Origin of the sequence: Clostridium sp. 1001271st1 H5 (assembly GCF_005845215.1) — a bacterium.
Taxonomy (GTDB): Bacteria; Bacillota; Clostridia; order Lachnospirales; family Lachnospiraceae; genus Enterocloster.
On record NZ_SPHO01000008.1, the window covers coordinates 191,145 to 217,547 of the forward strand.

At 50.6% G+C, this 26,403-nt stretch carries 22 protein-coding genes; 18 read left to right on the plus strand and 4 right to left on the minus strand.

Features of this window, described 5'->3' with window-relative positions:
* Positions 1-7: 7 nt before the first annotated feature.
* The 7 genes from FGS84_RS14185 to FGS84_RS14215 are packed head-to-tail and all read left to right on the plus strand — an operon-like array spanning position 8 to position 7,135.
* Positions 8-1,684 carry a methyl-accepting chemotaxis protein gene (locus tag FGS84_RS14185; RefSeq protein ID WP_138309196.1) on the plus strand — a complete coding sequence of 559 codons (1,677 nt, stop codon included), beginning with the start codon at positions 8-10 and terminating at the stop codon, positions 1,682-1,684.
* Positions 1,685-1,702: 18 nt separating this feature from the next.
* Positions 1,703-2,314 carry a chemotaxis protein CheC gene (locus FGS84_RS14190; RefSeq protein WP_138309197.1) on the plus strand — a complete coding sequence of 204 codons (612 nt, stop codon included), beginning with the start codon at positions 1,703-1,705 and terminating at the stop codon, positions 2,312-2,314.
* A 4-nt stretch (positions 2,315-2,318) separates the two neighbouring features.
* Positions 2,319-2,795 carry a chemotaxis protein CheD gene (locus FGS84_RS14195; protein ID WP_138309198.1) on the plus strand — a complete coding sequence of 159 codons (477 nt, stop codon included), beginning with the start codon at positions 2,319-2,321 and terminating at the stop codon, positions 2,793-2,795.
* A gap of 23 nt (positions 2,796-2,818) precedes the next feature.
* Positions 2,819-3,751, plus strand: a complete 933-nt coding sequence (locus FGS84_RS14200; RefSeq protein ID WP_330641021.1) for a diguanylate cyclase — start codon at positions 2,819-2,821, stop codon at positions 3,749-3,751.
* 15 nt (positions 3,752-3,766) lie between these two features.
* Positions 3,767-5,794, plus strand: coding sequence for a chemotaxis protein CheA (locus tag FGS84_RS14205; protein WP_138309199.1), 2,028 nt, complete (start codon positions 3,767-3,769; stop codon positions 5,792-5,794).
* The gene (locus FGS84_RS14210) at positions 5,784-6,224 is read left to right on the plus strand and encodes a chemotaxis protein CheW (protein ID WP_138309200.1); all 441 of its coding nucleotides are present in this window, start codon (positions 5,784-5,786) and stop codon (positions 6,222-6,224) included. The genes FGS84_RS14205 and FGS84_RS14210 overlap by 11 nt, the downstream gene beginning before the upstream one ends.
* Before the next feature lie 32 nt (positions 6,225-6,256).
* Positions 6,257-7,135: a VIT1/CCC1 transporter family protein gene (locus FGS84_RS14215; protein WP_207671124.1), complete on the plus strand. Its 879-nt coding sequence runs from the start codon at positions 6,257-6,259 to the stop codon at positions 7,133-7,135.
* A gap of 53 nt (positions 7,136-7,188) precedes the next feature.
* Here the strand turns inward: FGS84_RS14215 and FGS84_RS14220 are convergent, their stop codons facing one another.
* On the minus strand, positions 7,189-7,527 hold the full coding sequence (locus FGS84_RS14220; RefSeq protein ID WP_138309202.1) for a hypothetical protein: 339 nt from the start codon (positions 7,525-7,527) through the stop codon (positions 7,189-7,191).
* 20 nt (positions 7,528-7,547) lie between these two features.
* Positions 7,548-8,321: an SDR family oxidoreductase gene (locus FGS84_RS14225; protein WP_138309203.1), complete on the minus strand. Its 774-nt coding sequence runs from the start codon at positions 8,319-8,321 to the stop codon at positions 7,548-7,550.
* Positions 8,322-8,594: 273 nt separating this feature from the next.
* On the opposite strand from FGS84_RS14225, the gene FGS84_RS14230 reads away from it, so the two are divergent.
* Complete coding sequence (locus tag FGS84_RS14230) at positions 8,595-9,305, plus strand: response regulator transcription factor (RefSeq protein ID WP_138309204.1); 711 nt, start codon at positions 8,595-8,597, stop codon at positions 9,303-9,305.
* The gene (locus FGS84_RS14235; protein ID WP_138309205.1) at positions 9,277-11,772 is read left to right on the plus strand and encodes a HAMP domain-containing sensor histidine kinase; all 2,496 of its coding nucleotides are present in this window, start codon (positions 9,277-9,279) and stop codon (positions 11,770-11,772) included. Before FGS84_RS14230 ends, FGS84_RS14235 begins: the two co-directional genes overlap by 29 nt.
* Before the next feature lie 124 nt (positions 11,773-11,896).
* On the opposite strand, the gene FGS84_RS14240 is transcribed toward FGS84_RS14235, so the two are convergent.
* Positions 11,897-13,492: an SPFH domain-containing protein gene (locus tag FGS84_RS14240; RefSeq protein ID WP_138309206.1), complete on the minus strand. Its 1,596-nt coding sequence runs from the start codon at positions 13,490-13,492 to the stop codon at positions 11,897-11,899.
* 658 nt (positions 13,493-14,150) lie between these two features.
* Between FGS84_RS14240 and nuoE the strand changes: the two genes are divergently transcribed.
* The 5 genes from nuoE (at position 14,151) to FGS84_RS14260 (ending at position 20,702) form a co-directional block, all read left to right on the plus strand.
* Positions 14,151-14,666, plus strand: a complete 516-nt coding sequence (gene nuoE / locus FGS84_RS14245; protein WP_138309207.1) for an NADH-quinone oxidoreductase subunit NuoE — start codon at positions 14,151-14,153, stop codon at positions 14,664-14,666.
* Complete coding sequence (locus FGS84_RS14250) at positions 14,666-17,767, plus strand: NADH-ubiquinone oxidoreductase-F iron-sulfur binding region domain-containing protein (protein ID WP_138309208.1); 3,102 nt, start codon at positions 14,666-14,668, stop codon at positions 17,765-17,767. The genes nuoE and FGS84_RS14250 overlap by 1 nt, the downstream gene beginning before the upstream one ends.
* Before the next feature lie 10 nt (positions 17,768-17,777).
* The gene (locus FGS84_RS14255; RefSeq protein ID WP_138309209.1) at positions 17,778-19,571 is read left to right on the plus strand and encodes an NADH-dependent [FeFe] hydrogenase, group A6; all 1,794 of its coding nucleotides are present in this window, start codon (positions 17,778-17,780) and stop codon (positions 19,569-19,571) included.
* 606 nt (positions 19,572-20,177) lie between these two features.
* A complete protein-coding gene (locus FGS84_RS30890; RefSeq protein WP_171042626.1) occupies positions 20,178-20,315 on the plus strand; it encodes a hypothetical protein in 138 nt (45 codons plus the stop codon).
* Between the two features lie 15 nt (positions 20,316-20,330).
* Positions 20,331-20,702 (plus strand): hypothetical protein, encoded by a 372-nt coding sequence (locus FGS84_RS14260; RefSeq protein WP_138309210.1) that lies wholly within the window; start codon positions 20,331-20,333, stop codon positions 20,700-20,702.
* Between the two features lie 259 nt (positions 20,703-20,961).
* Here FGS84_RS14260 and argH read toward each other — a convergent pair whose 3' ends face one another.
* Entirely contained in the window at positions 20,962-22,707 is a 1,746-nt protein-coding gene (gene argH, locus FGS84_RS14265) for an argininosuccinate lyase (RefSeq protein ID WP_138309211.1), read from the minus strand.
* 343 nt (positions 22,708-23,050) lie between these two features.
* On the opposite strand from argH, the gene FGS84_RS14270 reads away from it, so the two are divergent.
* Genes FGS84_RS14270 through FGS84_RS14285 form a run of 4 tightly spaced genes read left to right on the plus strand, consistent with a single transcriptional unit; the run spans position 23,051 to position 26,387 of the window.
* Complete coding sequence (locus FGS84_RS14270) at positions 23,051-23,575, plus strand: TRAP transporter small permease subunit (RefSeq protein ID WP_138309212.1); 525 nt, start codon at positions 23,051-23,053, stop codon at positions 23,573-23,575.
* Complete coding sequence (locus FGS84_RS14275) at positions 23,572-24,882, plus strand: TRAP transporter large permease (RefSeq protein WP_138309213.1); 1,311 nt, start codon at positions 23,572-23,574, stop codon at positions 24,880-24,882. The genes FGS84_RS14270 and FGS84_RS14275 overlap by 4 nt, the downstream gene beginning before the upstream one ends.
* Positions 24,883-24,918: 36 nt before the next feature.
* On the plus strand, positions 24,919-25,965 hold the full coding sequence (gene dctP / locus FGS84_RS14280; RefSeq protein WP_138309214.1) for a TRAP transporter substrate-binding protein DctP: 1,047 nt from the start codon (positions 24,919-24,921) through the stop codon (positions 25,963-25,965).
* A gap of 26 nt (positions 25,966-25,991) precedes the next feature.
* Positions 25,992-26,387, plus strand: a complete 396-nt coding sequence (locus tag FGS84_RS14285; RefSeq protein ID WP_138309215.1) for a GrdX family protein — start codon at positions 25,992-25,994, stop codon at positions 26,385-26,387.
* The last annotated feature ends 16 nt before the right edge of the window (positions 26,388-26,403 follow it).

A 26,403-nucleotide genomic window follows, 5' to 3' on the forward strand; every position in this document is an offset into this window, starting at 1 on the left:
ACAAAGGATGAGAGAACGGTTCAGGAACTATAAGACAGGCAGGAAGATGGTCATGGCTTTTTTGTCCATCATCGTTTTGTATGTGGTGACGGTGACAGCGGCTGTTATCAATGTAGAGACCATTTCGTCACGCATGGAGGACATCTATGCCGGGCAGTTCGCCAACGTACAGTCCTCCCTGAGGATGATAGCCAGCCTGCGGGCAGTTGGAAGAAACATCGCTATTCTGGCGGCCACGGAAGGGCTGGTGGATGAGGATGAGTACCTTCAGAATACCAGGGAACTGATTCTGGATGAGGAAAAAGCACTGTCCGAGCTGTCCACAGGCTATATTACTGCGCCTGAAAAGGTGCAGGAGCTGAATGAAAAGTTCCAGGCCCTGGCATCGGCCAGGACGAAGATAATGACACTTTTGGAGGCAGGCCAGGACGAAAAGGTACTGGCTGTGTTTGCTGATGAATACCTGCCCCGTTCAAATGAAGTAAGGGTAGTGCTCACGGAAGTGGTGGACCGGGCATCAGAGGAAACCGAGGCAAGCATAGCCGCGGAGCACCGGAGTAACCATCGGATTATAACCATGCTGCTTCTATTGTCCGTGGTATGTATATCTGCTACAATTTTCATATGCATCATAATAACCAGAAATATTGTCCGCCCTATCAATGAGGTAAAGGAGGCGGCAAATACCATATCCAACGGGAAACTGAATATTTCCCTCAGGTACAGGTCCAGGGATGAACTGGGCCAGCTGGCGGATGATATCCGGCATACGGCGCAGGTCCTTTACAGCTATGTGTCTGAGATACAGAGCGGATTGACTGCTCTTGGGAATGGGCGGCTTAATTACCAATCTGACGTGGAATTCAAGGGTGATTTCGTGGCAGTAAGCAATGGGCTTAAGGAAATAAGCCGCCTGCTGCGCAATTCACTGCAACAGATAAATAACAGTGCGGAACAGGTGTCTTTAGGAGCGGAGCAGGTGTCAAACAGTTCACAGGTTCTGGCTCAGGGGGCTTCTGAGCAGGCTGGCTCCATCGAGGAGCTGGCGGTCAGCATCAACGAGATTGCTGAGAGCGTAAAAAATAACGCTGACAGCGCAGTGGATTCCAGCCGGCAGGCAGCCCTGGTGGGACAGAAGCTGGAGGAATGCGATGGTCAGATGGAATCCCTGATGAAGACCATACATGAGGTCAAGAACAATTCAGGACAGATAACAGGCATAGTCAGACAGATTGAGGATATTGCCTTCCAGACTAATATACTGGCGCTCAATGCCGCCGTGGAAGCGGCCAGGGCAGGGGAGGCAGGAAGGGGATTTTCGGTTGTGGCAGAGGAGGTAAGACGGCTTGCCACCAAGACCACAGGTGCATCCAAGCTGACGGCTGAACTGGTTGAGAAGAATTCCGATGCTGTAAGCGACGGCATGGAGGCAGTGAACCTAACAGCCCGGACCCTGAAGGATTCCGTGGAAGGAGCCAGGCAGGTGAGCCGCAACATGGATAAGATTTCAGAGACATCCGTACAGCAGGCGGATGCTATTACACAGATAAGAAGGAGTGTGGAGCTGATTTCCGAGATTGTCCAGGGAAATTCAGCCACCTCGGAGGAGAGCGCGGCAGCCAGCGAGGAACTGTCTGCCCAGGCCCAGATATTGAAGGAACTGGTGGAAAAGTTTGAATTTTAATGGCAGGAGATACAGGGGATGGACGGTTATGCACAGATGGATGAAATATCCAGGGATATACTGAAGGAAATAGGGAATGTAGGGACGGGCAATGCGGTGACTTCGCTGTCGCAGATGATGGAACAGCCTATTGAGCTGGATATGCCCTCTCTTAAGGTGGTAAAGTACCATAAGGTACACGAACTTCTGGACAGGCCGGAGGAACTGCAGACGGGCATCCTCATTGAAGTCACGGGCCAGCTAAAGGGCATATTCCTTTTTATGCTGAGCGAGACTTTCACCAAAACTGTGCTGAATACCATATTGGGAGAGGCGGAGAGGAACCTGACATCCCTGGACGATATGGAGCGTTCCCTGATTAGTGAACTTGGCAATATTATGTGCGGTTCATATATACGCGCCCTGTCCCAGCTCATGGACATGGATATGGATGTGTCGGTTCCGGAGCTGTGTATTGATATGGGCGGGGCGATTCTCAGCTACCCCATGACCAGGTGGGTAATTGTAAGCGATGACATACTTCTCATAGAAAATATATTCCATATGTCTGGAGAAGCCTTTAAGGGACGAATCCTCTTCCTTCCGGAGCAGGAAGATTTGGGAACCATGCTCCACAGACTCAGGGAGTAGCGCCATGGATAAAATCATTGTTGGAATTGCGGAAGGAAAGATTGCCAGGGGGAATCAGGTCCTTGTATCCTATGCCCTTGGGTCCTGCGTGGGGGTTTGTCTGTACGACCGCCAGGAACATGTAGCAGGAATGGCTCATATCATACTTCCCGGGAGGGAATATTCGGCCCACTGGGATAATGCTTATAAATTTGCCGATGAGGGCATACATGAACTGATGAATCAGATGAAGAGCCAGGGGGCCCGGCCCGCCGGCCTGATTGCCAAGATTGCCGGAGGCGCCAGAATGTTCGGCGCTTCGGCCGGAAAGATGGATATAGGGCAGCAGAATGTGGCGGCTGTAAGGAAAAGCCTTGCCCGGGAAGGAATCCGTCTGGTAGCCCAGGATACGGGTCATGATTACGGCAGAACCATACTATTTTATGCAGAAAACGGAAGGCTGGAAGTGAATACGGTCAGGCATACAGCCGTCGTATTGTAAGGCCAGGAGGGGAAATGATGTCCATGGATGGAAAACAGACAATACTAATTGTGGATGACAGTCTTTTGATTTGTGAGCAAATCAAGGCAGCACTGAAAGAGGAGAATATCACGATTTGTGAGGCTCACAGCGGCCTGGAGGCCCAGGAACAGCTGAGGCAGTGCCAGCCGGATTTAATACTTTTAGATGTAGTCCTGCCGGATGCAGACGGTTATGAGCTGTATAACACATTACAGGATATGGACCGGAAAAATGCCGTCATTATTTTTCTCACATCCAAGTCCAGCGATGAGGATGTGGTAAAGGGATTCTCCATGGGGGCATGCGATTACATCAAAAAACCCTTTGTGAAAAAGGAGCTTCAGTCCAGAATCCATGCGCATCTGATACAGAAACAGCAGAGGGATGAGCTGGACCGCCAGAACAGGGAGCTTCGCAACAATATGGAGAAGCTTAACTATATGGCATATCGGGACGGGCTTACAGGCCTGTATAACCGCCGGTATGTGGTGGGGGATTTGATGGAGGACATGCGCTCCTGCGGTCAGGAGGAGGTCAATACGGTATTCATCATGTCGGATATCGATGATTTCAAGCGGGTAAACGATACATACGGGCATGACGCAGGGGATATGGCGCTGGTATGCATTGCCAATATCCTGGAGGCTAACTGCCGCAGACACAGGGTGGTCCGGTGGGGCGGCGAGGAATTTCTGCTGATTTTGTTTAATGTTACCATGGACGAGGCATATGAACTCAGCGAAAAGGTGCGCCGGCAAGTGGAGCAGTTTGTGATACCTTATGGCGACAAGGGCTTTTCCTGTACCATGACACTGGGCCTTCATATCTTCCAGGACCAGGAAGGTCTGGAGGAAGGTATAAGCTGTGCTGACAAGGCATTGTATTACGGCAAACGGCATGGCAAGAACCAGAGTGTGTGGTATGAGGATTTATAATGGACGGAGCGGATTATGGGATATTTTGAGTCGGATGCCCTGGAGATGCTTGAGGTGTACCTGCTGGAGACCAGGCAGCTGAACAGTCAGCTGGCAGATATACTTTTAGAGGCGGAGAAAGAGGGCAGGTTTAGCGAAAGTGATATTCACAGTATTTTCAGGGTCATGCACACCATCAAGAGTTCCTCTGCCATGATGGGCATTAACGGCCTGTCCTCCCTGGCCCACAAGCTGGAGGATTTGTTTTCTTACTACAGGGAGCATACGGACAGGCTGGAACAGCCGGAACCGGAACTGTTCGACCTTTTATTTGCTGCCTCTGATTTTATTACCCAGGAGCTGGAGCAGATGGACCGGGAAGAATATGCGCCCGGAGATACGTCTGAACTTGAACGGATGACAGATGATTATCTGGGGCATGTCAGCGGGCAGGGGGAGAAGAGTGATGGGAATACGGATGGAGAGAAGACGGGAGGAGAGGACAAGGGCGGCAGGGAAACGCTGCCTGTCATTCCCGATATATTTGTCTCCAAAAGCGGAACCGTGGTCAATGTGACCTTGGAAGAAGGCTGCCGTATGGAGAACATCCGGGCCTTCATGCTGGTGCGTTCCATTACCGGTCTCTGCACCCTGGTGGAGACGTTTCCGGAAAATCTGGAGAAGCAGGGAGAAAGCGCGCAGTACATCGAACGTCACGGCGTGTTCATCCGTTTTGAGAGCAGTGATAAGGAAAAGGTACTGGAGACCCTGGGAAAGGGTCTTTTTGTGGCACAGTGCAGGATACTGGCCGACAACCAGCCTCAGGAGGCTGCTGCGAAAGCGTTGCCTGAGCGGGATAGTGCAGACTCCAGAGAAGGGGAGTTCATGGAAGTGCGGACAGAGCGTCTGGACCATCTGCAGAATCTGGCCTCAGAGCTTCTGCTTCAGATGCAGGTACTGGAAAGTGAGCTGAAACGGAAGGGAATGGAGGATATCGAAAGCGGCCTGGGACATCAAATCAGCCTTTTGGTGGGACAGATTGAGCGGTCTGTAATGGAGATGCGGCTTGTGCCTGTAAGCAGAATCGTGCCGAAGCTTAAGAGGGCGCTGAGAGATATCTGCCGGGACCAGAAAAAGGAGGCTGACCTCATAATCAGATGTTCGGATGTGGAGGCAGATAAGAGCGTGGTGGACTATGTGTCAGAAGCGCTTCTGCACATTCTGCGCAACGCAGTGGACCATGGAATTGAATCACCGGAGGAACGGCTGGACGCAGGGAAGGACAGAAGAGGGAAGATTATCTTTACAGCTGAGAATGTGGCAGGAGAGCTTCGGATGACCATCAGTGATGACGGGAGGGGAATCGATGAGGAAAAAGTCAGGGAGCGGGCCAGGGTAAAGGGACTTTTTGCCAGGGCTGAGGAGGAGTATGATTCCCAGAAAATCAGGGAGCTCATTCTTTACCCTGGTTTTTCCACCAACGAAACTGTTACCGAGTACTCCGGCAGGGGCGTTGGCCTGGATGTGGTAAAGAATATCATGGAGGATGTGGGAGGAAACCTATCTATCCACAGTACGGTTGGCCAGGGAAGCTCTTTTTCCGTTTCAGTGCCGTTAAACCTGGCGTCCATCGAATGTGTGCGTTTCCGGGTGGGGAGGTACCGTTTCTCCATACCGGCCCGGCATGTATATCATTTTCTGGAGTATGGGTCCTGCTGGGAACAGGTTCGGGAAATCAACGGACGGGATTATATCCTGTATGAGGACAGGATGGTGCCCCTTATCAATCTGCGCAGGTTTTATTGCCTGGAAGGCGAGATACCGGAGCGGGCCATTCTGGTGTATGTGAAAGGAGCGGAAAAGGAGGGCTGCTTTCTCATTGATTCCATCTATGAACAGAAGCGCATCGTGGTGAAGAATCTTCCTGCCCTGCTGGGAGCCGGGTTCCGTTCCAGGACCGGTATCTGCGGCTGCAGCATCATGGGCAGCGGCCGTATCTGCGCGGCCCTGGACACGGAAATCATTATAAGCAAATATGAGAAGGAGGGACGGTATGGGGGATGATGAGATAAGGTCAGTGCTCTGCGTTCCGGGGGAGCGCAGGAATTATGCAGTGGGTTTTTCCTGTGTGGAGGAAATCTGCAAGGATATGATGATTTCCCTGGTGCCCTGTCTTCCGGACTATTTTGCAGGGGTCTGCAATTATAAGGGAGCCATCGTACCTGTGGTTTGCCTGGATGACTCCGTGCCCGGCAGGGAAAAGGCGGGAGCCAGGCAGATGATACTGGTGCTCCGCCATCAGAAATATTATCTGGGCATTCTTCTGGAACAGGAGCCCTATCTGGCTGAAATTGGCGGGGATGAACAAATCAGGGGACCGCAGCAGCAGGACACCGGCCTATGGGCTGAAAAATCATATTTTATGTGGAATGACCGTCTGTTTTCCCTGATAGATGTGGAAAAAACGTTGGAGAAACTGGTTATTTTTGAATAGCGGGGAGACTGGGGGGACAGGCAATGAAGGAAATGGCATTGAGTCAGGAGACATACGATACAGTTAAAAAGGCGCAGATTGATGAGGAAACAGGGGCTGCCATATACGGGTATCTGGCCGGAAAGCAGAAGGATATGAAGAACCGCAGTGTATTCAGCCAGATGTCCTCGGATGAGGCCACTCATGCCGGCGTGTGGAAGAATATCACTGGCGAGGACCTTAAACCCAACCGCGGGAAGGTACTGCTGCTTAAGATACTCACGGTTATCATGGGCTTTACTTTTGTGGTAAAGCTGATGGAGAAGGATGAGACAGTGGGCCAGAAGCGGTATGAGAGGCTGCAGGCGGAGCTGCCGCAGGCAGCCAAGATGATGGAGGATGAACACGTCCATGAAAAGGAGCTGTGCGACATGCTGGATGAGGAGCGCCTTCACTATGTGGGCGCCATGGTGCTGGGATTAAACGACGCTCTGGTGGAGCTGACCGGAGCCATTGCAGGCGTGACCTTTGCCCTGGCCAATACCCGTCTGGTGGCCATGACAGGTATCATAACAGGCATATCAGCCACCCTTTCCATGGCTGCCTCCAACTATCTGGCGGAGCGGGCAGAGGGAAATTCCATGGCCCTTAAGTCCAGCGCCTACACAGGGGCTGCCTATCTGGTGACAGTGGCGCTGCTGGTGCTTCCCTACCTGCTGTTCCCAAGCAATATGTATGTGGCTGCATTTGCAGTGATGATTGTCACGGTGCTTCTGATTATCCTGTTTTTCAACTACTATATATCCGTTGCAAAGGAGGAGCCCTTTCTCCGGCGGTTTCTGGAGATGGCAGGCATCTCCCTGTCAGTGGCAGTGATATCTTTTGTGATTGGAATTGTGGCTAAGAATGTGCTGGGCATTGATACCCTGTAAAAACAGACCGGAGCCAGGAAGGCAGTGTTTTCTTCCGGCTCCGGTTGGTTTGTTTACAGCGGATAAATATTCAGCCGCAGAATCCTGCCGTCTTCGTCCGCCTGGGACAGAAAGGCGGTTACGGGAACCACATGCTCGTTGTAGGTAATGAAATACCATACCGTATTGCTGTCCACATATTTCACGCTGTGGATGGGAAAGGGTCCTCCGTTAAAGCCGAACTTGTGGTGGAACATCATTTCCACCGCCATTCTGCCCTCCAGGTGAAGGGTGTCCATCCCTGCTTTAATCAGGGATGAGTCATGGAGCACTCCGTATTCGTTGAACAAATCCGCCAGGGCGGCCTCGTCCCCTCTCTGCATACAGTCAATATAGTTTTCCAGAATTGTCATATCCATTTCCTCCATTCAGTCTAAAAACGTTCGGACCGCAGCAGCGCGTCAATGCCGCCGTCCACAAACAGTATGACTCCGTTGATGCCGCTGGCCATGGGCGATGCCAGAAACGTGATTCCGTTGGCAATTTCCTCCGCATCAAGGAATTCCTTGCGTCCGTATCGGGTGGGAATGGGAATCAGGAGCGCGGATTCCATCTGGGCATCGGTCATGTTCTGGGTCATGGGCGTCGTGGTATTGCCCGGCGCCACGGAATTAATGCGCAGTCCGTCCACTGCCCAGGAAGGAGAAACACGGCGCACCCACCGCGCCAGAGCGTGCTTGGAGGAGCTGTAACAGGATGCGGCCTGGGTGCGGGGAATGTCCTTTACAAATTCCAGAATACGTTCTTCATCCATGACATTGGACAGCATATCCACCCAGTCCATGCGTACGGTCATGTTGGTAATGGAGTTGGAGGAGGTAACCACACAGTTGCCTTTCTTTTTCTTTAACAGGGGACGCAGCGCCTCTGCAATCTTGACACTGGCAAAGAAATTCAGTGCAAATATCATCTGGGGCGGAGCTGTGGGCCCCACGCCGGCATTGCATATCAGTACGTCAATGCCGTCTGGATAGCGGCGGAATACTTCGTCAATGGCGCCACGCCGCCCCTGGGGAGTGGACAGGTCCGCCAGATAGTCGCCTCCCTTAAAATCAATGTTAAACACTTCATGGCCCTGGTCCAGGAGCAGCTTGCGGGTAGCGGCTCCGATGCCTGTGGTGCCGCCTGTAATCACGTATGTACTCAATGTAATTCCTCCCTTTTGATTGAAAATAATTTGTCAAATATTAATAATTACAAGTAAAAATTTACTACAACCATATCATGGGTAAATTGCTTTGTCAATTTAAATAAATAAATAACAATATCGCACAATTTTGGGGAGTATATGACGAGGCAATCACCCGTTGAACAATGTGTTTAGGAATGCTACAATAAGACTTTAGATATTCTTTTGTTTTTTATGAAGGTTAATTTTTGTTTTAATTGTTAGGATAAATAGCGTAAGGAGGAAATGAACATGAGCGGGGACCGGATTTTACTGGTAGAGGATGACAAAGAGATAAGGGAAGGCGTGGAAATATTTTTAAAGAGCCAGGGATACGTCGTATTCCAGGCGTCAGACGGAGCGGAGGGCCTTAGGGTGCTGGAGGAAAGAGAAGTTGACCTAGCCATCGTGGATGTGATGATGCCGCGTATGGACGGTATTACCATGACGGCAAAACTCCGTGAAAAATATGACTTTCCTGTTATTTTCCTGTCAGCCAAGTCGGAAGAAGTGGATAAGATACTGGGCCTGAATATGGGGGCAGACGATTATATCACAAAGCCCTTTACCCCAATGGAGCTTCTGGCCAGGGTTAATTCACAGCTGCGGCGTTACCACCGGTTCCTGGACCGTCTGAACGCAAAGCAGGCCGAGAATCCAAAGGTCCACAGGCTGGGCGGACTGGAGGTCAACGAAGAGACGGTGGAGGTGACTGTGGATGACAAACCGGTCAAGGTAACTCCCATTGAGTTCAAAATCCTTCTTTTGTTGATACAGAACCCGGGGCGTGTATTTCCGGCTGAGGAAATTTACGAACGGGTATGGAATGAGAGGGCGGTGAATACGGATACGGTCATGGTGCATATCCGTAACCTGAGGGAAAAGATTGAAATGAATCCCAGGGAGCCCAAATATGTAAAGGTGGTGTGGGGAGTTGGATACAAAATTGAAAAACAGCCATAGGCTGGGAGTATTAATTATTATATTGGCTCTGCTTTTGGCATCAGCCAGTACCATAGGGTTATACCCCTATATGAAGACAAGGGCGGAAAGCTACCACAACAGGAGTTCCGTCAAGCAGGTTGAGGAGAGCAGTAATTTCGGCAACCTGGCGACCCAGGTCATGAATTTCAGCTATGAAATCTGGCATCAGAAAATGCAGGAGGACACAGGGCGGCGCCTGACCTATGCCCAGACATTCCTGCCCGGGCTGGAGGAGAAACTCCGCCAGAAGGAATCCGAGGGCCAGATGACAGTACAGCAGGAGGATGGGGAGGACGCGGAACACGTCATAGTGTACGACAATGGGAATCCCTATGACGTTTACTATTACCAGTCCATGCAGCAGGTGATTGACAATGCGGGAAGCGAGTGGGAAAGCCTTTACAGGCAGTTTTATTCCAGTCTGTCCTACGGTGTCCTGGAACAGGACGGAACCTACGGACGCAGCAATGTGACGGACCCAAAGGCTTTTTTTGCAGAGCCGGTAAAGGATGATGTGATTCAGTTCACCGTAAACTTTAATTCCAGCGGCATACTGAAAATTCAGGATATAGAGGGAAAACACGACAAGGATATCACGCGTCTCAAGGAGTCGCTGACCCGGTTTGAATTCTATGACCCGCTGGAGGTAAGGCTGGATGAGAATTACCGCTACAGCGGCGTGGAATTTGAGGGACCAAGGGACATGACAGTGGTGTTCCGGTGCAGTCCGTCCCAGATGTTCGGTTATACGGATGCCAGGGATGAAAGCGCAGCGCAGCAGCTTACCCTCAGGGATTACCGCTACAGCGACGGTTATTTTGCCATAGGGGCGTCTGTAATGGGATTTCTCACCGTGCTGGCCCTGGCCCTGCCGGCTGTGAAGCGGTTTGAAATAGGCAGGAGCCCGCTGTGCAGACTTTCATTTGAACCGCTGAGCTGTATCGGAGTGGCATGGCTGAGCATCATGGGCGAGGGAAGCATACCCATGACGCTGATTGCCTCCACCATGGACGGCAGTTTAAAGAGTGAACTTTTAAGAGCTGAATTCCTGCCCTGGTCAGCCGACGTGATGGTAGTTGTCATCAACCTGGCTTTCTGGATGGCTGCTTATGGAATGTTTTACTGGGGAATCACCTGTTACAGGGCAATCTTTTCCCTGGGTCCCTGGCGGTATTTTAAAGAGCGCACATGGCTGGGACGCTTCCTGCGCTTCATCAAGCGCTGGGTGCTGAATGCCCTCAATGTCTTTAACGAGACTGACTGGGAGCGCCGTTCCACCAGGATTATAGGCAAGGCAATCCTTGCAAATTTTGTCATACTGACCATCATTTCCTGTCTGTGGTTCTGGGGAATCGGAGCCCTGGTGATTTACTCTCTGGTGCTGTTCTTCCTGCTGCAGAAGTACTGGGGACAGATGCAGGAAAAATATAACAGGCTCCTGGGAGGCATCAATGAGATGGCAGAGGGAAACCTGGATGTGGAGATTCAGGAGGACCTGGGAATCTTTAATCCCTTCAAGGAACAGCTGAGCCGGATTCAGGAAGGCTTTAAGAAGGCAGTGGCACAGGAGGTGAAAAGTGAGAGGACCAAATCAGAGCTGATTACCAATGTGTCCCACGACTTAAAGACGCCCCTGACAGCAATTATCACATATGTGAACCTGCTGAAGCAGGAGCATGTGACGGAGGAGGAGAGAAGGTCCTATATCCAGGTACTGGACCAGAAATCCATGCGCCTGAAGGTGCTTATAGAGGATTTGTTTGAGGTCAGCAAGGCCAGCAGCGGTACGGTGAGCCTTCATCTGGAGGATGTGGATATTGTAAGCCTCTTAAAGCAGGTGCGGCTGGAGCTGGCGGATAAGATAGAGGCAAGCGGGATTGAATTCCGCTACAATCTGCCGGAGGAGAGGATTCTCATTCATCTGGACAGCCAGAAGACCTACCGGATATTTGAAAACCTGCTGGTGAATATAACAAAGTACGGAATGCCGGGCACCCGGGCTTATATCCAGGTCCTTAAGGAAGAGGACGGCCATGTGCTGATAACCATGCGCAATATCTCGGCCAGGGAACTGGAGGTATCCCCGGAGGAGCTGACGGAGCGGTTTGTACGCGGGGATGTTTCCCGAAATACAGAGGGTTCAGGACTGGGTCTTGCCATTGCCAGAAGCTTTGTGGAGGTCCAGGGCGGCGCCATGAAGCTGGAAGTGGAGGATGATTTGTTCCGCGTATCCATCCGGTGGAAGACGGAGGAACCGGACAGGGCCGGACAGGAGCCTGCGTCAGCACACCAGGCAGAGGAAACAGATGAGCCGGACAATGGCCTCAACATACCCGCAGCTGCATTTGACGCGGAAGGCGTCGTATGGGGCGGTAAGGAGGCAAAAGACAGCGGGGATGGCAGTAAGGAGGACGGTGAGGAAGAAAGTAAGGAAAGTAGCATGTAATATTTAATAATCAGGAAAAGAGAAACACCTCACAGGTTCCCGCGGATATTGCGGGCCGGCCTCTGAGGTGTTTCTGTTATGCTGTTATGTTATTGTAAAACAACTGTTATCCGGTTCTGTAAATTTATGGCTGGATATTATCCGTATCCGGATTAGGCTTAGCGTTATTCTGTCCGCTTCCAAGTATGATATCCGGTGCGCCGGTCAGATTCACATTCCGGTTGACCTTGGCATCGTATGTATCTGCCTTCATGATTTCGGCCAGGTCCACGCCCGTGGTTTCCTTCATGGATTCAAAAAGTTTTGCCATGACAACCGGAACATTTCCGGCAATGGCTCCCACCCCGTTATCCGAATCATGGCCGCTGCCGCCGATGATGGTAATCTTGTCAATCTGTGACAGAGGTTCCGCAATCTTTCCGGCAATGTCAGGAAGTACCTGAATCATCATTTCAGCCATGGCCGCCTTATTATACTTCTGGTAAGCCTCGGCCTTTTTCTCCATACCTTCCGCCTCGGCCAGGGCCTTGGCGCGGATGGCTGCAGCCTCGGCTTCGCCCTTGGCCCGGATACCTTCCGCCTCCTGGACCATGGAATACTTCTGGGCTTCGGCAATGGCTTTCTGCGCCTCGGCGTCCTTTTCACGCTCATACTGCTCTGCATCTGCCTGGGCCTTCTTAGCCAGTGCTTCCTGCTCCTGCTCATACTTCTTGGCTTCCGCCTCGCGCTGGCGCCTGGTCAGGCCGGCGGCCGCTGCCTGCTCAATGGCATATCGGTCTGCATCTGCCTTTTTGTTGACTTCGGCTTCCAGGGCCTGCTGCTGCACCAGTACTTCCTGTTTGCGCAGCTCAGCTTCACGTTCAGCCCTGGCAATCTGTGCATTGACCGTGGCGGTCTGGATGGTTTTCTGCTGCTCCTGTTTCTGGATTTCGTAGGCAGCGTCAGCCTCGGCTTTCTTGGTGTCGGACGCCTTTTGAAGTTCAGCCTTCTTGATGGCCAGCTCGTTGTTTTTCTGGGCAATCTCTGTTTCCGCAGCCACCCTTGCGTCGTTGGCCGCATTGTCAGCCGCTGCCTGGGCAATGGCGATGTCACGTTCCGCCTCCGCCTTTGCGATGGATGCATCCTTGCGGATTTTGGAGGTGTTATCCATACCAAGGTCCTGGATGAGTCCGTGTTCATCCGTCACATTCTGGATGTTGCAGGAAAGGATGTCGATACCCAGCTTCTCCATATCCTTGGAGGCCTTAATCATGACCTGGTCAGAGAAGGAATCGCGGTCCGTGTTAATGGCCCTGAGTGTAAGGGTGCCGATAATCTCACGCATGTTGCCCTGGAGGGAATCCTGCAGGTCTGCGGCAATGTTTGCCGGCTCCTTGTTCAGGAAGTTCCTCATGGCCAGCTTCATCCGTTCGTCATCATCAGCAACCCTTATCTTGGCAACAGCATCCACCATGACATTGATGAAATCGTTGGTGGGGATGTATTCATCGGTCTTGATATCCACTGTTATCTGCCCCAGATACAGTTTATCCAGCTGCTCAAAAAAGGGAATCTTGATGCCGGCCCGGCCTATGAGAACCCTTGGCTGCTTGCGCAGGCCGGAGATGATGTAGGCGTGGTCCGGCGGCGCCTTTACATAGCCCTGGGTGATGATGATGAGAACCAGGATGACCGGGAGAATGAATCCCAGAGAGGTGAGAATAAAGTCTAAATCAAACATAAGGACTCCTTTCTGCATGTAAAAATATTTTATTTTGCTAGGTATTATTGTATCATATGCTGGAAAATTAAGGAATAGTGATTCCGAAAATCGACAGAATTCGTAGGATATTATTAATAAATTTTCTGATACATAAAGATGGTATTAACAAGTGTTAGGCGGTTTTCGAGTTTGTTAAAAATTAAATTGTATATTGACAAGTACAATCCCCTTGTGATATTATGGAAAAAATACAAAAAAAGTTAGAATATACAAAAAAATTTAGGCATATTAATTTTTAGGTGTATACAGGCAGGGGGTGCAGTATGAGAATTGGAGATGGACGCGGTCATTTGCGATACCGCAAGCGAGATGATTTAAAAAAGTCAGTAAAAGTTATACAGGGTCTTTTTGGCGGGAGTAACCGGTAAGGTTGCTCCCGCCTTAACTTTGTATAATTTTTCACAATACAATCCTCCGAAGACAAAGGAGGAAACCTGCGGTGAGGGAGCCGACAGACAGACTGCAGCTGTCTGCCCGGCCAGCAGCGCAACGCTTTTTAGAGGTGAGCCACTGCGCAAAGCGGTCAAGGGACGGCCGTTTTCGTGCCAGTGGCATGTATTGCACACAAGCGCCGGATAACGGGCGGTAAGTGCTCATAACAAGGAGGAATGAAGTGATGGGTGAAAACACACATGCATGCTGCTGTGACCACAGTGAAGAAGCGCTGTTAAAGCGGATTGGCGAGTTGGCGGCGGAATACAGGGGGAAAGAGGGAAGTCTGATACAGGTCCTTCATATGGCGCAGGGAATATACGGTTATCTGCCTCTGGAGGTACAGAAGGTCATAGCGGATGCGCTGGAAATCAGTCTGGCAGAGGTATCGGGGGTGGTAACATTTTATTCATTTTTCTCTACCCAGCCCAGGGGAGAACACACCATACGTGTCTGTCTGGGGACAGCCTGCTATGTAAGGGGCGGCAAGAAAATCGTGGAGCGGTTAAAGGAACTGCTGGAGGTGGAGATTGGCGGGACAACGGCTGACAGGAAATTCACGTTTGAGGTGGCCAGATGCATCGGGGCCTGCGGCCTGGCTCCGGCCATGTCAATCGATGACCAGGTTTACAAGCAGGTGAATCCTGACAAACTGGAACAGATTCTGGAACGCTACTATGAAGAGGAGGGGCAGGAGTAATGGATGCAGTGAAAAACCGTGAAGATTTATTAAACATAAAAGAAGAATATCTGAGACGGCAGAAGTCCTACCGGCGTCAGGTGCTGGTGTGCGGCGGAGCAGGATGCATATCCTCCAACTGCGGGGAAGTAAGGGATGCGCTCATAAAATCAGTGAGTACATATAAGCTGGATGATGAAGTTAAGGTTATGGTTACCGGGTGTATGGGTACATGTGCCATGGGACCTGTTATCCTGATTGAGCCGGAGGGGATTTTTTACACAAAAATGAATCCGGAAAAAGCAGAGGATGTGGTGGCCAGACACCTTCTGAAGGATGAGGTGTGCGAGGAATACACTTATTTTGACGAGGAGGAGGGAGTCCATGTACCAAGGATGGAGGATATTCCCTTCTTCAAGGGCCAGGTCAGGGTGGCGCTCAGAAACTGCGGCCATATGGAGTACGCTTCCCTGGAAGCTTACATATCTAGGGACGGATACGGCGCCCTGGCAAGGGCCCTGTCGGAAATGACGCCGGCCCAGGTGGTGGAGGAAATAAAGGCATCGGGCCTGAGAGGGCGCGGAGGCGCCGGATTCCCCACCGGAGTGAAATGGGAAGCAGGATTAAAGGCTGTGTCTGAGGACGGACGCAAATTCATGGTCTGTAATGCGGACGAAGGGGACCCGGGCGCATTTATGGACAGAAGCATCCTGGAGGGCGACCCCCACAGCATTATCGAGGGAATGATGCTGGGAGGCTACGCCATAGGAGCATCCAGGGGGTATGTGTATGTAAGGGCAGAGTATCCCATCGCTGTAGAGCGTCTGGGCAATGCCATTGACCAGGCCAGGAAAGCGGGAATCCTGGGAGAAGACATCATGGGAAGCGGCTTTTCCTTTGACCTGGAAATCCGCATCGGTGCAGGCGCTTTTGTCTGCGGCGAGGAGACATCCCTTCTGGCTTCCATTGAGGGAAAGAGGGGAGAGCCAAGGCAGAAGCCCCCGTTCCCATTTGAAAAGGGGTTATTTGAAAGCCCCACCATCATCAATAATGTGGAAACCCTGGCAAATGCAGCTCCTATTATCCTGAACGGGTCCGGGTGGTACCGGGGATTCGGCACTAAGAAGAGCGCCGGCACAAAGGTATTTGCCCTGGCAGGAGATATTGTCAATGCAGGCATTATCGAGGTTCCCATGGGAACGGTTCTGGGGGACATCATATACAAGATTGGCGGCGGAATCATTGGCGGCAAGAAATTTAAGGCCATCCAGTCAGGCGGCCCCTCCGGCGGATGTCTGACCAAGGCCCATCTGAACACGCCTGTGGATTATGAATCCCTGTCAAGTCTGGGAGCCATCATGGGTTCCGGCGGACTTATTGTCATGAATGAGGACACCTGTATGGTGGATACGGCGCGGTATTTCATGGATTTCATCTGTGATGAATCCTGCGGTAAATGCCTGCCCTGCCGCAACGGTACCAGAAGAATGCTGGAAATACTGGAGCGCATCACCGAGGGCAAGGGACAGCCGGAGGACCTGGAGCTTCTGGAGGAACTGGCCAGAACCATCCAGCAGACAGCCATGTGCGGCCTGGGGCAGACCGCGCCCAATCCGGTCCTGTCTACCCTTAAATATTTCCGCAGCGAGTATGAGGCGCATATCTATGAGAAGCACTGCAGCGCAGGCGTCTGTGCCGAGCTTCAGACCGCCCCCTGCCGCAACGCATGTCCTGCCAATGTGTTCATACCCGGATATATGTCCCTGCTGGCGGCAGGCAGAACCGAGGATGCGTACCGCCTGATTCGCCAGGATAATCCGTTCCCGGCAGTGTGCGGACGCGTCTGCACCCATCCCTGCGAGGACCATTGCCGGCGCGCCCAGGTGGATGAGCCTTTGGCCATCTGCTCCGTGAAGCGCTTCATCGGCGACTACGCGCTGCGGGATGAGTACAATGTGCCTCTGGTTGAACCCAGACCCGCTACCGGCAAACACATATCCGTTATCGGGGCAGGTCCGTCGGGCCTTACCTGCGCTTACTATCTGGCTAATATGGGCCATGAGGTTCATGTGTATGAGGCGGAGTCCGTGGCCGGCGGCGTTCTGTACTGGGGCATTCCGGAATACCGCCTGCCCAAGGCTGTGCTGCAGAAGGAGATTCACGCCATAGAGAGGAGCGGCGTGCAGATTCATCTGAATACCAGGATAGGCTCCGACATTACCTTTGAGGATATGAAGAAGCAATCGGATGCAGTGTACATTGCCTCCGGAACCCAGGTTTCAAGGCTGCTTGATGTACCGGGTGAGGACCTTAAGGGCGTGGAAAGCGGACTTGGGTTCTTAAAGCGCATCGGCCTTAAGAAGGATATGTCCGTACCCAATAAGCTGGTTGTAATCGGCGGCGGCAGCACGGCCATGGATGTGGCCAGAACCGCTGTACGTCTGGGAACCTCCGAAGTGACTGTGATTTACCGCAGGTCTGAGAGGGAGATGCCTGCGGGAAAGGATGAAATAATTGAGGCCAGGGAAGAGGGCGTGAAGCTCATAGCCATGGCATCGCCGGTGGAATTCCTGGGCGCGGAAGGAAAGGTGACAGGAATTCACCTGGTACGCAGGAAGGAGACCGACTACGGAAGCGACGGGCGCAGGCGCACGGCCCATATTCCGGATTCCGACTTCTTCCTGGAGTGCGACGGCATTGTTACAGCCATCAACCAGGATGTGGACCATCAGGTTTACCGCACAACCCATGTGGAGGCTGCCAAGAACGGCAAGCTGGATATTGGCAGGTTTACCTCTGAGACAGGAGAGTCAGGCGTATTTGCAGGCGGCGATGTAAGCCCATGGGGCGCCAACGTTGTAATTCATGCCATTGCAGACGGCAAGAGGGCTGCTGTGAAGATAGACCAGTACCTTGGAGGCAGGGGCGAACTGAATATGGGCGAGTGGTTTGACATACCTGAGATAGCAGATATCGAGGTCAATGAACCTCATAAGCGCTTCCCGACCAGGTGTCTGTCCGTGGATGAGCGCAGGGACAATTTCAGGGAAGTAAACTGCGGATTCCACAAGCTGGATGCCATGGGCGAGGCTCTCAGATGCCTGCATTGTGACAGGAGATAGGAGGTAGATTATGATACATATAACGATAAACGGAAAACCGGTGGAGGTTTCAGAGGGCTCCACCATCATGGAAGCGGCTGAGACAGTGGGAATCAGGATTCCCAGTCTGTGCCATATGAAGAATGTGCATCAGTACGGCTCCTGCCGTATCTGCGTTGTGGAAGTGGAGGGCATGAAGAATCTTCAGGCCTCCTGTATGGCTAAGGTAAGGGAGGGAATGGTCATAAGGACACACTCCCCCAAGGTGCTGGCAGCCAGGAAGGTGCTCTATGAACTGCTGCTGTCCAACCATCCCAAGGATTGTCTGAACTGCAGCAGGAACACCAACTGCGAGCTTCAGGAGCTGGGCTATGAGCTGGGCGTGGGCGAGAGCCGGTTTGAGGGAGCCATGACCAAGCCGCTGGTGGATATTTCACCGTCCATCACAAGGGATACCAGCAAATGTATTCTTTGCCGCAGGTGCGTCACTGTGTGCAGCCAGATTCAGAAGGTGGGAGCGATTCAGGCCCAGAACCGCGGATTTGATACCGTGGTAAGTCCGGCTATGGGGCTGCCTCTTAACTCTACGGCCTGCGCCATGTGCGGCCAGTGTACCGTGGTCTGTCCAACCGGGGCCCTGAAGGAGACAGACGGCCTTGCGCCGGTGTGGCGCGCATTGGCTGACCCTGAGAAGCGGGTGGTGGTCCAGGTGGCCCCGGCAGTGAGGGCTGCCCTGGGCGAGGAATTCGGCCTGCCGGTAGGAACCCCTGTCACCGGGAAAATGGCCACGGCCCTTCACGAAATTGGCTTTGACGATGTGTTCGATACCCTGTTTTCCGCCGACCTTACCATATTGGAGGAGGGGACGGAGCTTCTGGGACGGCTCAATGCAGCCCTGAAAGGGGATGAATCACAGAAGGAGAAAGCCGTGCTCCCCATGATTACCAGCTGTTCCCCTGGCTGGATTAAGCATATCGAGCATCAGTTCCCGGAGGAGTTAGACCACCTGTCCACCTGTAAGAGCCCCCATACCATGCTGGGTGCCGTGGTGAAATCCTTCTATGCAGAGCGCACAGGCACTGCTCCGGAAAACATGTTTGTTGTATCGGTTATGCCCTGTACGGCCAAAAAGTATGAGATACAGCGTCCGGAAATGGAAGTGGACGGCCATCGGGATGTGGACGCAGTGCTGACCACCAGGGAGTTGGCCCGGATGATTAAGACAGCTGGCATTGATTTTGTAAACCTTCCGGAAGGTGAGTTTGACGCACCTCTGGGACTGGGAACAGGCGCAGCTGATATCTTTGGCGTAACAGGAGGCGTTATGGAGGCAGCCCTGCGCACGGTGTACGAGGTGGTGACCGGGAAGGAGCTTCCCTTTGACAAGCTGCATGTGACGCCTATCGTGGGCCTGGAGCAGGTAAAAACAGCTTCCATCACAATTGAGGATACCCTTCCTGCATATGAACATTTGAAGGGAGTGACTGTGAATGTAGCGGTCACCAGCGGACTGGAAGGCGCTTCCATGCTCATGGACGAGGTGGCGGCAGGCACTTCGCCCTATCATTTCATAGAGGTAATGGGATGCCCGGGCGGCTGTATCAACGGCGGCGGACAGCCCAGATGCACAGAGGAAAATTACCGCGAAAAACGTTCGAAAGCACTCTACAGCGAGGATGAGCGCAAGGTACTGCGCAAATCCCATGAAAACCCGGATTTAATGAAGCTTTACAGCGAGTATCTGGGAGAGCCGAATGGACATTTATCCCATCATCTGCTGCATACCCATTATGTGAAGAGAGGGAAATATAACCAGCTGGTTTAGCGGGATAAAGGGCAGGAAGGCTGATTGGGATTTCAGGTGTTTTTTTGGGGTTTTTAATCCTGGATGTTCAGTATGGGTAAAAATCAGCAGATAATAAATCAGGATGTCAGATAAAGGAGGATTTGCGGCCGGGAAGCCAGACAGGATTCGGTTCCCGGCCCCTGTCTTTTCGGTTGTATCTTGCAATGAAGTTCCCGGTGTGTTATATTAAAAAAACCAGGCGTCATGGCGCAATATATATGAGGGATTGCCGCCATAATCCAATGTGATTAAATAAATGAACGTTCTGAGATAACAGAATTCTATAAAAATCAAATTTTAAGTGTCTACGTAAAAATCTGCCCACAATATCGGGCAAGAAATCCAATGAATCAAGTGAAGAAACGAAACAGGAATAAGAAATATCAGGCAATGCGCCCTTGTCTGCCAAGGTGGGATTAAGTATAATGGAGGCAGGTTCCTGTATGGTTTGCCGTAACAGGAGGCTGTATGGGAGAAAGAGGCCTGGGAACAGAGGGCCTGAGAACAGAGGGCCTGAGAACAGAGGGCCTGAGAAATCAGCGGACAAGCAGCAGTGATTTCCGGACAGAGGACCGGGTTTAATTGATGGAAGTAAAGGAGATGATAGGGATGACAATACTTGGCCAGATGTTATTTGAGGACAGAGAGAAAAGGGAATGGGGCAGGGGGGAGAAAGGTTCAGCAAGCTATTTAAAAGCCTGGGGATCTGATAACGTGTTTTAAAAGCAGGTGGAAGATATGAACAGAAAGATTATTATTTTTAAACAGATGGTGATTCCGTTTGCGGTTCTGTCTATTCTGATAGTAAGGGATTATGCAATAAAGGAATTGAGCAAAAAAACCTTTGGTATACTATTTCAGCTTAAGATAATTAATTTTATCATGTATTTAATATGCGGAATTTTCATTTCAGAGATAATAAGAATTAGCTTAAAGTACCGAGACAGGCTCTCTCTAACGGTTGTTGTTTTTAATATTATTGTACTGTTACTGATTTACAGATTTACACCTTTGGGATTTTTACATAATCAAAATTTTCAATATACCAATCTTTTGCTAATTGGGTGTCATATTTATATGGCTTTTATATTATTCAAAAAAGAAAGATAAGAACATGAAAAATGGCAAGAAGAAAGCTTTATGAGTCTTTGGGTCGGTGACATGATTGACTTGTGCGCTGGCGTTCACATAATATGCGAATGAAAACTATTGTCTAGTATGGAAAAAGGTGAGTCCGTAAAAGTATACTTTTGCGGACTGCCTTTTTTTGAGGGATAAGATGTCTAAAATATCACAAAACAATGTCTCTTCCGCCGCGATAGGTTTCTGCACATATAAGATTTGTCAAAGCGGCCTGAAAGGGATTCTGTCACTGACTTTGCCCAAAATGTGTCCCGTTCTTCAGCACATCAATCTGTTCTTTCCGGAATTGCTCTGCCAACTGCAGGGAATTGATGATTTTATTGTACTGTTCATTGCAGCGGTCGGCAGCCATGCGCAGGGATAGCAGCATTTTCCGGCAGGAGCTTTGGGCAGGAGAGCCTTCGCTGCGTTTGTTTGCCACGGAGCTGCGGGGCGACTGCAGGGAAGCCCATTCCGACTCGGTCAGCGTGGTGTCATGGCCTAAATGCTGTTTACTGCTTTTGTTGAGCTGCTTAAGGGTGATTTTGCTGCTGGGATTATCTCCCTGGGCCCTGACGGCTGAAGCAATGATGTTGTGGGCGCTGCGGAACGGAATGCGGTCCTTCTGCACCAGAAAATCTGCCATATCCGTCAATATGGAATCATTTATGCTCGCCATGAACTCCATGCGGTCATAGTGAAAGGTGATGTCCTGCAGCGTGCCGATGGACAATTCCAGTATTCCGGTTACCTGTTCCACGGCATCCCAAAATGGAGGCATACATTCAAAAAGGTCCCGGCAATGGCCGTAGCTGGTTCCCTTCAGGCACATTGCAATATCCAGATAAGTGCTGGTAAGGTGGGAGGATTTACTCTTTATATGCTCGATTGACAGCGGATTCTTCTTCTGCGGCATGATGCTGCTGCAGCATGAGTAAGCATCGGAAAAACTTACATAATTAAATTCCGCTGTGGACCAGAGATACAAATCCTGGGCAAACCGGGACAGGGTGGAACCCATGGTGGAAAAATCAGCCGCAAGCTCCAAGAGATAATCCCTGGTTGCAACTGCATCCAGCGTGTTGGTTATGATACCGTCAAATCCCAAAAGCTGGGCCGTGTATTCCCGGTTGATGGGAAAGGACGTACCGGCCATGGCGCAGGCGCCAAGGGGGGAACGGTTCAGGTTCTGATAGGCGGACAGCAGCCTGTCCATATCCCGCACCAGCGCCTCTGCAATTGCCAGGAAATAATGGTCCAGGGTAATGGGCTGGGCCGGCATGCAGTGGGTGTATCCGGTGATGATGCGGCCCTGGTTTTCTTCGGCGAGAGCCAGCAGACGGCGTATCAGCGCCAGCAGCCGTTCATAAACCGCCAGCATGCTGTCCCGGATACCCATCCGCATCACTGTGGGAGTCATATCGTTGCGGCTTCTGCCTGTATATATTTTTCCTGCCAGGTCTATTCCCAGATGGGAAATTAAATATTGTTCAAAGTTTAAAAAATAATCCTCGTTAAGGGGATTAAAGCCAATGGTCTGCGGATGCATGTCCATCAGGGGAACAATGAAATCCAGGGCCTTTTTTCCGTCCTCCTGGGATATCAGCTTTTGCTCGCACAGCATCAGGATATGGCTGATATGGGTCAGCAGAAGGTTCTGGTATGAATGCTCCATATCATCCTGGAGAATGGGCATATAGATGTATTTGCACACTGAATCACTGGGCTGCGTGGAGAGCCTGTTTCTGGAATAAGCGGGCTGGGTGACATAGGTGCCTGAACCCTGTTTGCGCACTAAAAGACCGCCTTCTACCATCTTGTTCACTGCCTGGCGTATGGTGGTGCGGCTAACCCCGAAAAATTGGCATAACTCTGTCTCTGTGGGAAGCTTAAATCCAGAAGGCCACTCACCTGATTCGATTTTTGTCCGGATATAAGTCTCTACCTGATAGTAAAGAGAAACTCCTTTTTGATTAAAAGAGGTATTGGACAAGAGGATAACCTCCCTTCATAGGTCATAATCTGAACTGTTCAATATTATATCATTGTTTTGAGCACGTTTCAAGCAATACCAGACCTATGGACTGCATGTATCATCTTAAAGATATCTAAAAAGATATATATTATATAATGTTAAAAGAAAAATAATTAACTGGAAATTGCTGTTAAAAATAAAAATGGGAGGGGGATAATCCGGCAATTATCGGTATAACATGACAAATAATCAAAAAAGTATTGTTATATAGTTGACAATATTAGACATATCATATAGAATATAGGTATCGTAAATGAGATGTATTCATATCATTCAAAAAAACTATAAGAGGAGGAAATGTATGAAGAAGCTGGGAAAAACACTTATCCAAGTGCAGTATGGCGCATCGATAGTGGCTGCTCTCATGTTATTAGTCATGATTGGCTACGAGGTATTTGCGCGGTATGTACTGAAATCGTCGCTGATGGGCATCGAGGAATTGATGTTATTTCCTATTATATGGCTTTATATGCTGGGCGGTGCCAATGCATCCTATGAAAAAAGCCATATTGAGTGTGGAATCCTGACCCTTTACATTAAGAAGGAGCGCTCGAAACTGATTTTTGATGCAATCAAACGTACACTGTGTATCATTATTCTTGCCTGGATTTGTTACTGGGGTTTTTATTTCTTTTCCTATTCCCTTAAGACCTGGAAGTTAGCTGACATTACATACGCTCCTCTGTTTTTTGCAAACATAGCGCTTACCATTGGTTTTGTACTGATGTTCATTTATGCGGCAAGGGATGTATATCTGGCCTACCGGGCCTTGATTCGTCAAATAAAAAACAAGGATGAGGCAAAGGAAGGAGGTGAAAACGTATGACTTCCCTATCAGTTATTTTGATGGACGTAATACTGCTGGTTTTTCTTCTGATGATGAGTATTCCGCTTCCGGTCTGCTTTGCCGGAGCGCTGCTGTTCCTGAGCCTTTTTGGCGATGTATCCATGAAGACCATGCTGATTTGGGTATTTTCCCAGTCCACGGGAACCGTTCTCCTGGCCAGTCCCTTGTTTATTCTGGCAGGAACCTACATGGGGGGCAGCGGAATTGCAAAGCGGTTATTGGACTGTGTGGATGCATTTGTGGGCCACATTAAATCCGGTCTGGGCGTGGTGGCTGTTCTTGTGTGCGCCATCATGGGCGCCATATCGGGAAGCGGATTTACGGGGGTGGCGGCCACAGGCCCTATTATGATTCCAAAGATGGAAGAGCAGGGCTATCCCAGAGGATATGCAACGGCGCTGGTAACCGTATCTTCTGTTCTGGGACTTCTGATTCCTCCCAGTGTGGTCATGATTATGTTTGGATGGGTGACGGAATGCTCGATTCTGGCCTGCTTTTTATCCACGCTTGGTCCGGGACTGATTATCACTGCATTGTTTTGCATCATCCATGTATTCTGGAGCCGTAAATTTGATTTAAAAGTCACGGAAAAGAAACCCTTTGGGGAATTTGCATCAAATGCCGGGAAGATGACCTTCAAGGCTGTGCCGGCCCTTATCATGCCCCTCATCATACTGGGCGGAATCTACGGGGGCGTGTTTACACCCACCGAGGCGGCTGCCATGGCAGCCATCTATTCCATCCCCATCGGATTGTGGGTATACAGGGCCTGTACCTTTAAGGGCTTCCTGGCAATGACAAAGGAGGCCACCAGCACGGTTGGTTCCATCATGGTTATGATTGTATGCTGTCTGATGCTGAGCCGCGTGTTTACGGTTTACCGTGTGCCGGAGCTGGTGCTGGAGCTTCTGATGAGCATCACCACCAATAAATATATACTGCTGTTCATCATTGATATCTTCCTGTTCATCGTGGGGATGATAGTCAATGACACCACAGGCGTTCTGATATGCGCACCCCTGCTTATGCCTGTTATGAATCAGCTGGGAATCAGCCCCATCCATTTTGCCTCCATCATGGGCGTGAATCTTGCCATGGGCGGAGTTACCCCGCCGTATGCCAGTATTCTTTATCTGGGAATGAGGATAGGCAAAGCGGAATTCCATGAGATTCTGAAACCCACCATGACGTTTTTGGTGCTTGGCTATGTTCCCATCGTATTTCTTGTCACCTATTGGCCGGATTTGGCCCTCGCTATTCCGAGAATGGCTGGTTTTGCTGTATAAGAGATTGGTTTCTTACCATTAGAAAAGGAGAACACTATGAAAAATTTAAAAAGAGGACTTTCGATAGCAATTGTTGCAGCAATGGTATTAGGCATGACGGCATGCGGCGGTTCCGGCAAAGCGGAAAGCGCAGGCAAGACCGCTGAGAAAAAGTCATTTTCGCTGAAACTCAGCCATTACCGGGCAGAGGGGTCACCGGCTGATATCAACGCCAAGGAATTTGCCGATAACGTGAAGGCGGGCGACGATTCCCTGGAGGTGGTGGTATATCCGGCCGCGCAGCTGGGAGATTATACGGCGGTTCAGGAACTGGTAAGCGTGGGTGATGTGGAAATGCAGATGGCCACCCTCAGCTCCACTGTGGATAAATACCTGGGAATCACAAGCGCACCCTATATCTGCGCTACCTGGGATGAAGCAAAGGCAATTTTCAGCCGTGACAGTGAGTTTACGGAAACCATCAGAAAACATCTGGAAGACCAGAACATTAAACTGCTGTCGGTTTATCCTCTGTACTTTGGCGGCGCCATCCTGAATGAGGAGCCGAAGGAACCGGCGAACCTGGATATCAGGGAAGGATATAAGGTCCGCTGCCAGACCATGAAGGGCGCGGAGCTGGTGACAAACATGCTGGGCTACAATGCAACGCCCATGGCTCTTAACGACTGCTTTACCGCCCTGCAGACCGGCGTCATTGACGGAATGATTGGTTCGGGAGCCGAAGGATATTACAGCAGCTACCGCGATGTGGCAACCTATTATCTGCCGTATAATGACCATTTTGAGGTATGGTACCTGTATATCAATCTGGACAAATGGAATGAGATGACAGCAGAACAGCAGAATGCCCTGCAGACAGCAGCCAATAAACTGGAAGACGACCGGTGGGAGGTAGCGCCCAAGGAAACAGCTGAGTATGAAAAAAAGCTGGAAGACTACGGAATCAAAATCATAGAGTTTACGGATGACGAGCTTCAGAATTTCTACAACAAATGCTGGGAGTCTGTATGGCCTGAGCTTACTGAATTATACGGGGAAGACGCCGTGGAATTAGTGAAGAATCTGAAGGCGCAGGCTAAATAAAATCATTTTGCAAGGAGGAACCAGACATGGGTCACCCATTCCGGTGTATTACCAATAATCCAATGCTGATAGACCGCGGCTTTACTGACCTGGAGTATTATGAAACAGATGTTTTGGAACTGTTCAGAGTGGTTTTTCAGAAGGTAACATGCGGGTACCGCCTTCTCACGCATCCGCTGACAGGAAGCATCCGTCCGGATATCACGCCTTATAAGACAGTACTGCTGTCAGGGACAGCAGGGACAGTGGATTTGGAATCAGTGACCCTGATTGAGAAGGCCATCCGCTATGCAGAGGATTTGTACAGGCTGAGGGAAGTGCCTATTTACAGGAAATGGGGGAAGGCAGCCCTGGAAGACTTTCAGTGCATTGATTTATCCATTATTGAGCGGGCGCTGGAAGTGGAGGAAATGGGTAAATAAACTGATATTGGAGGAA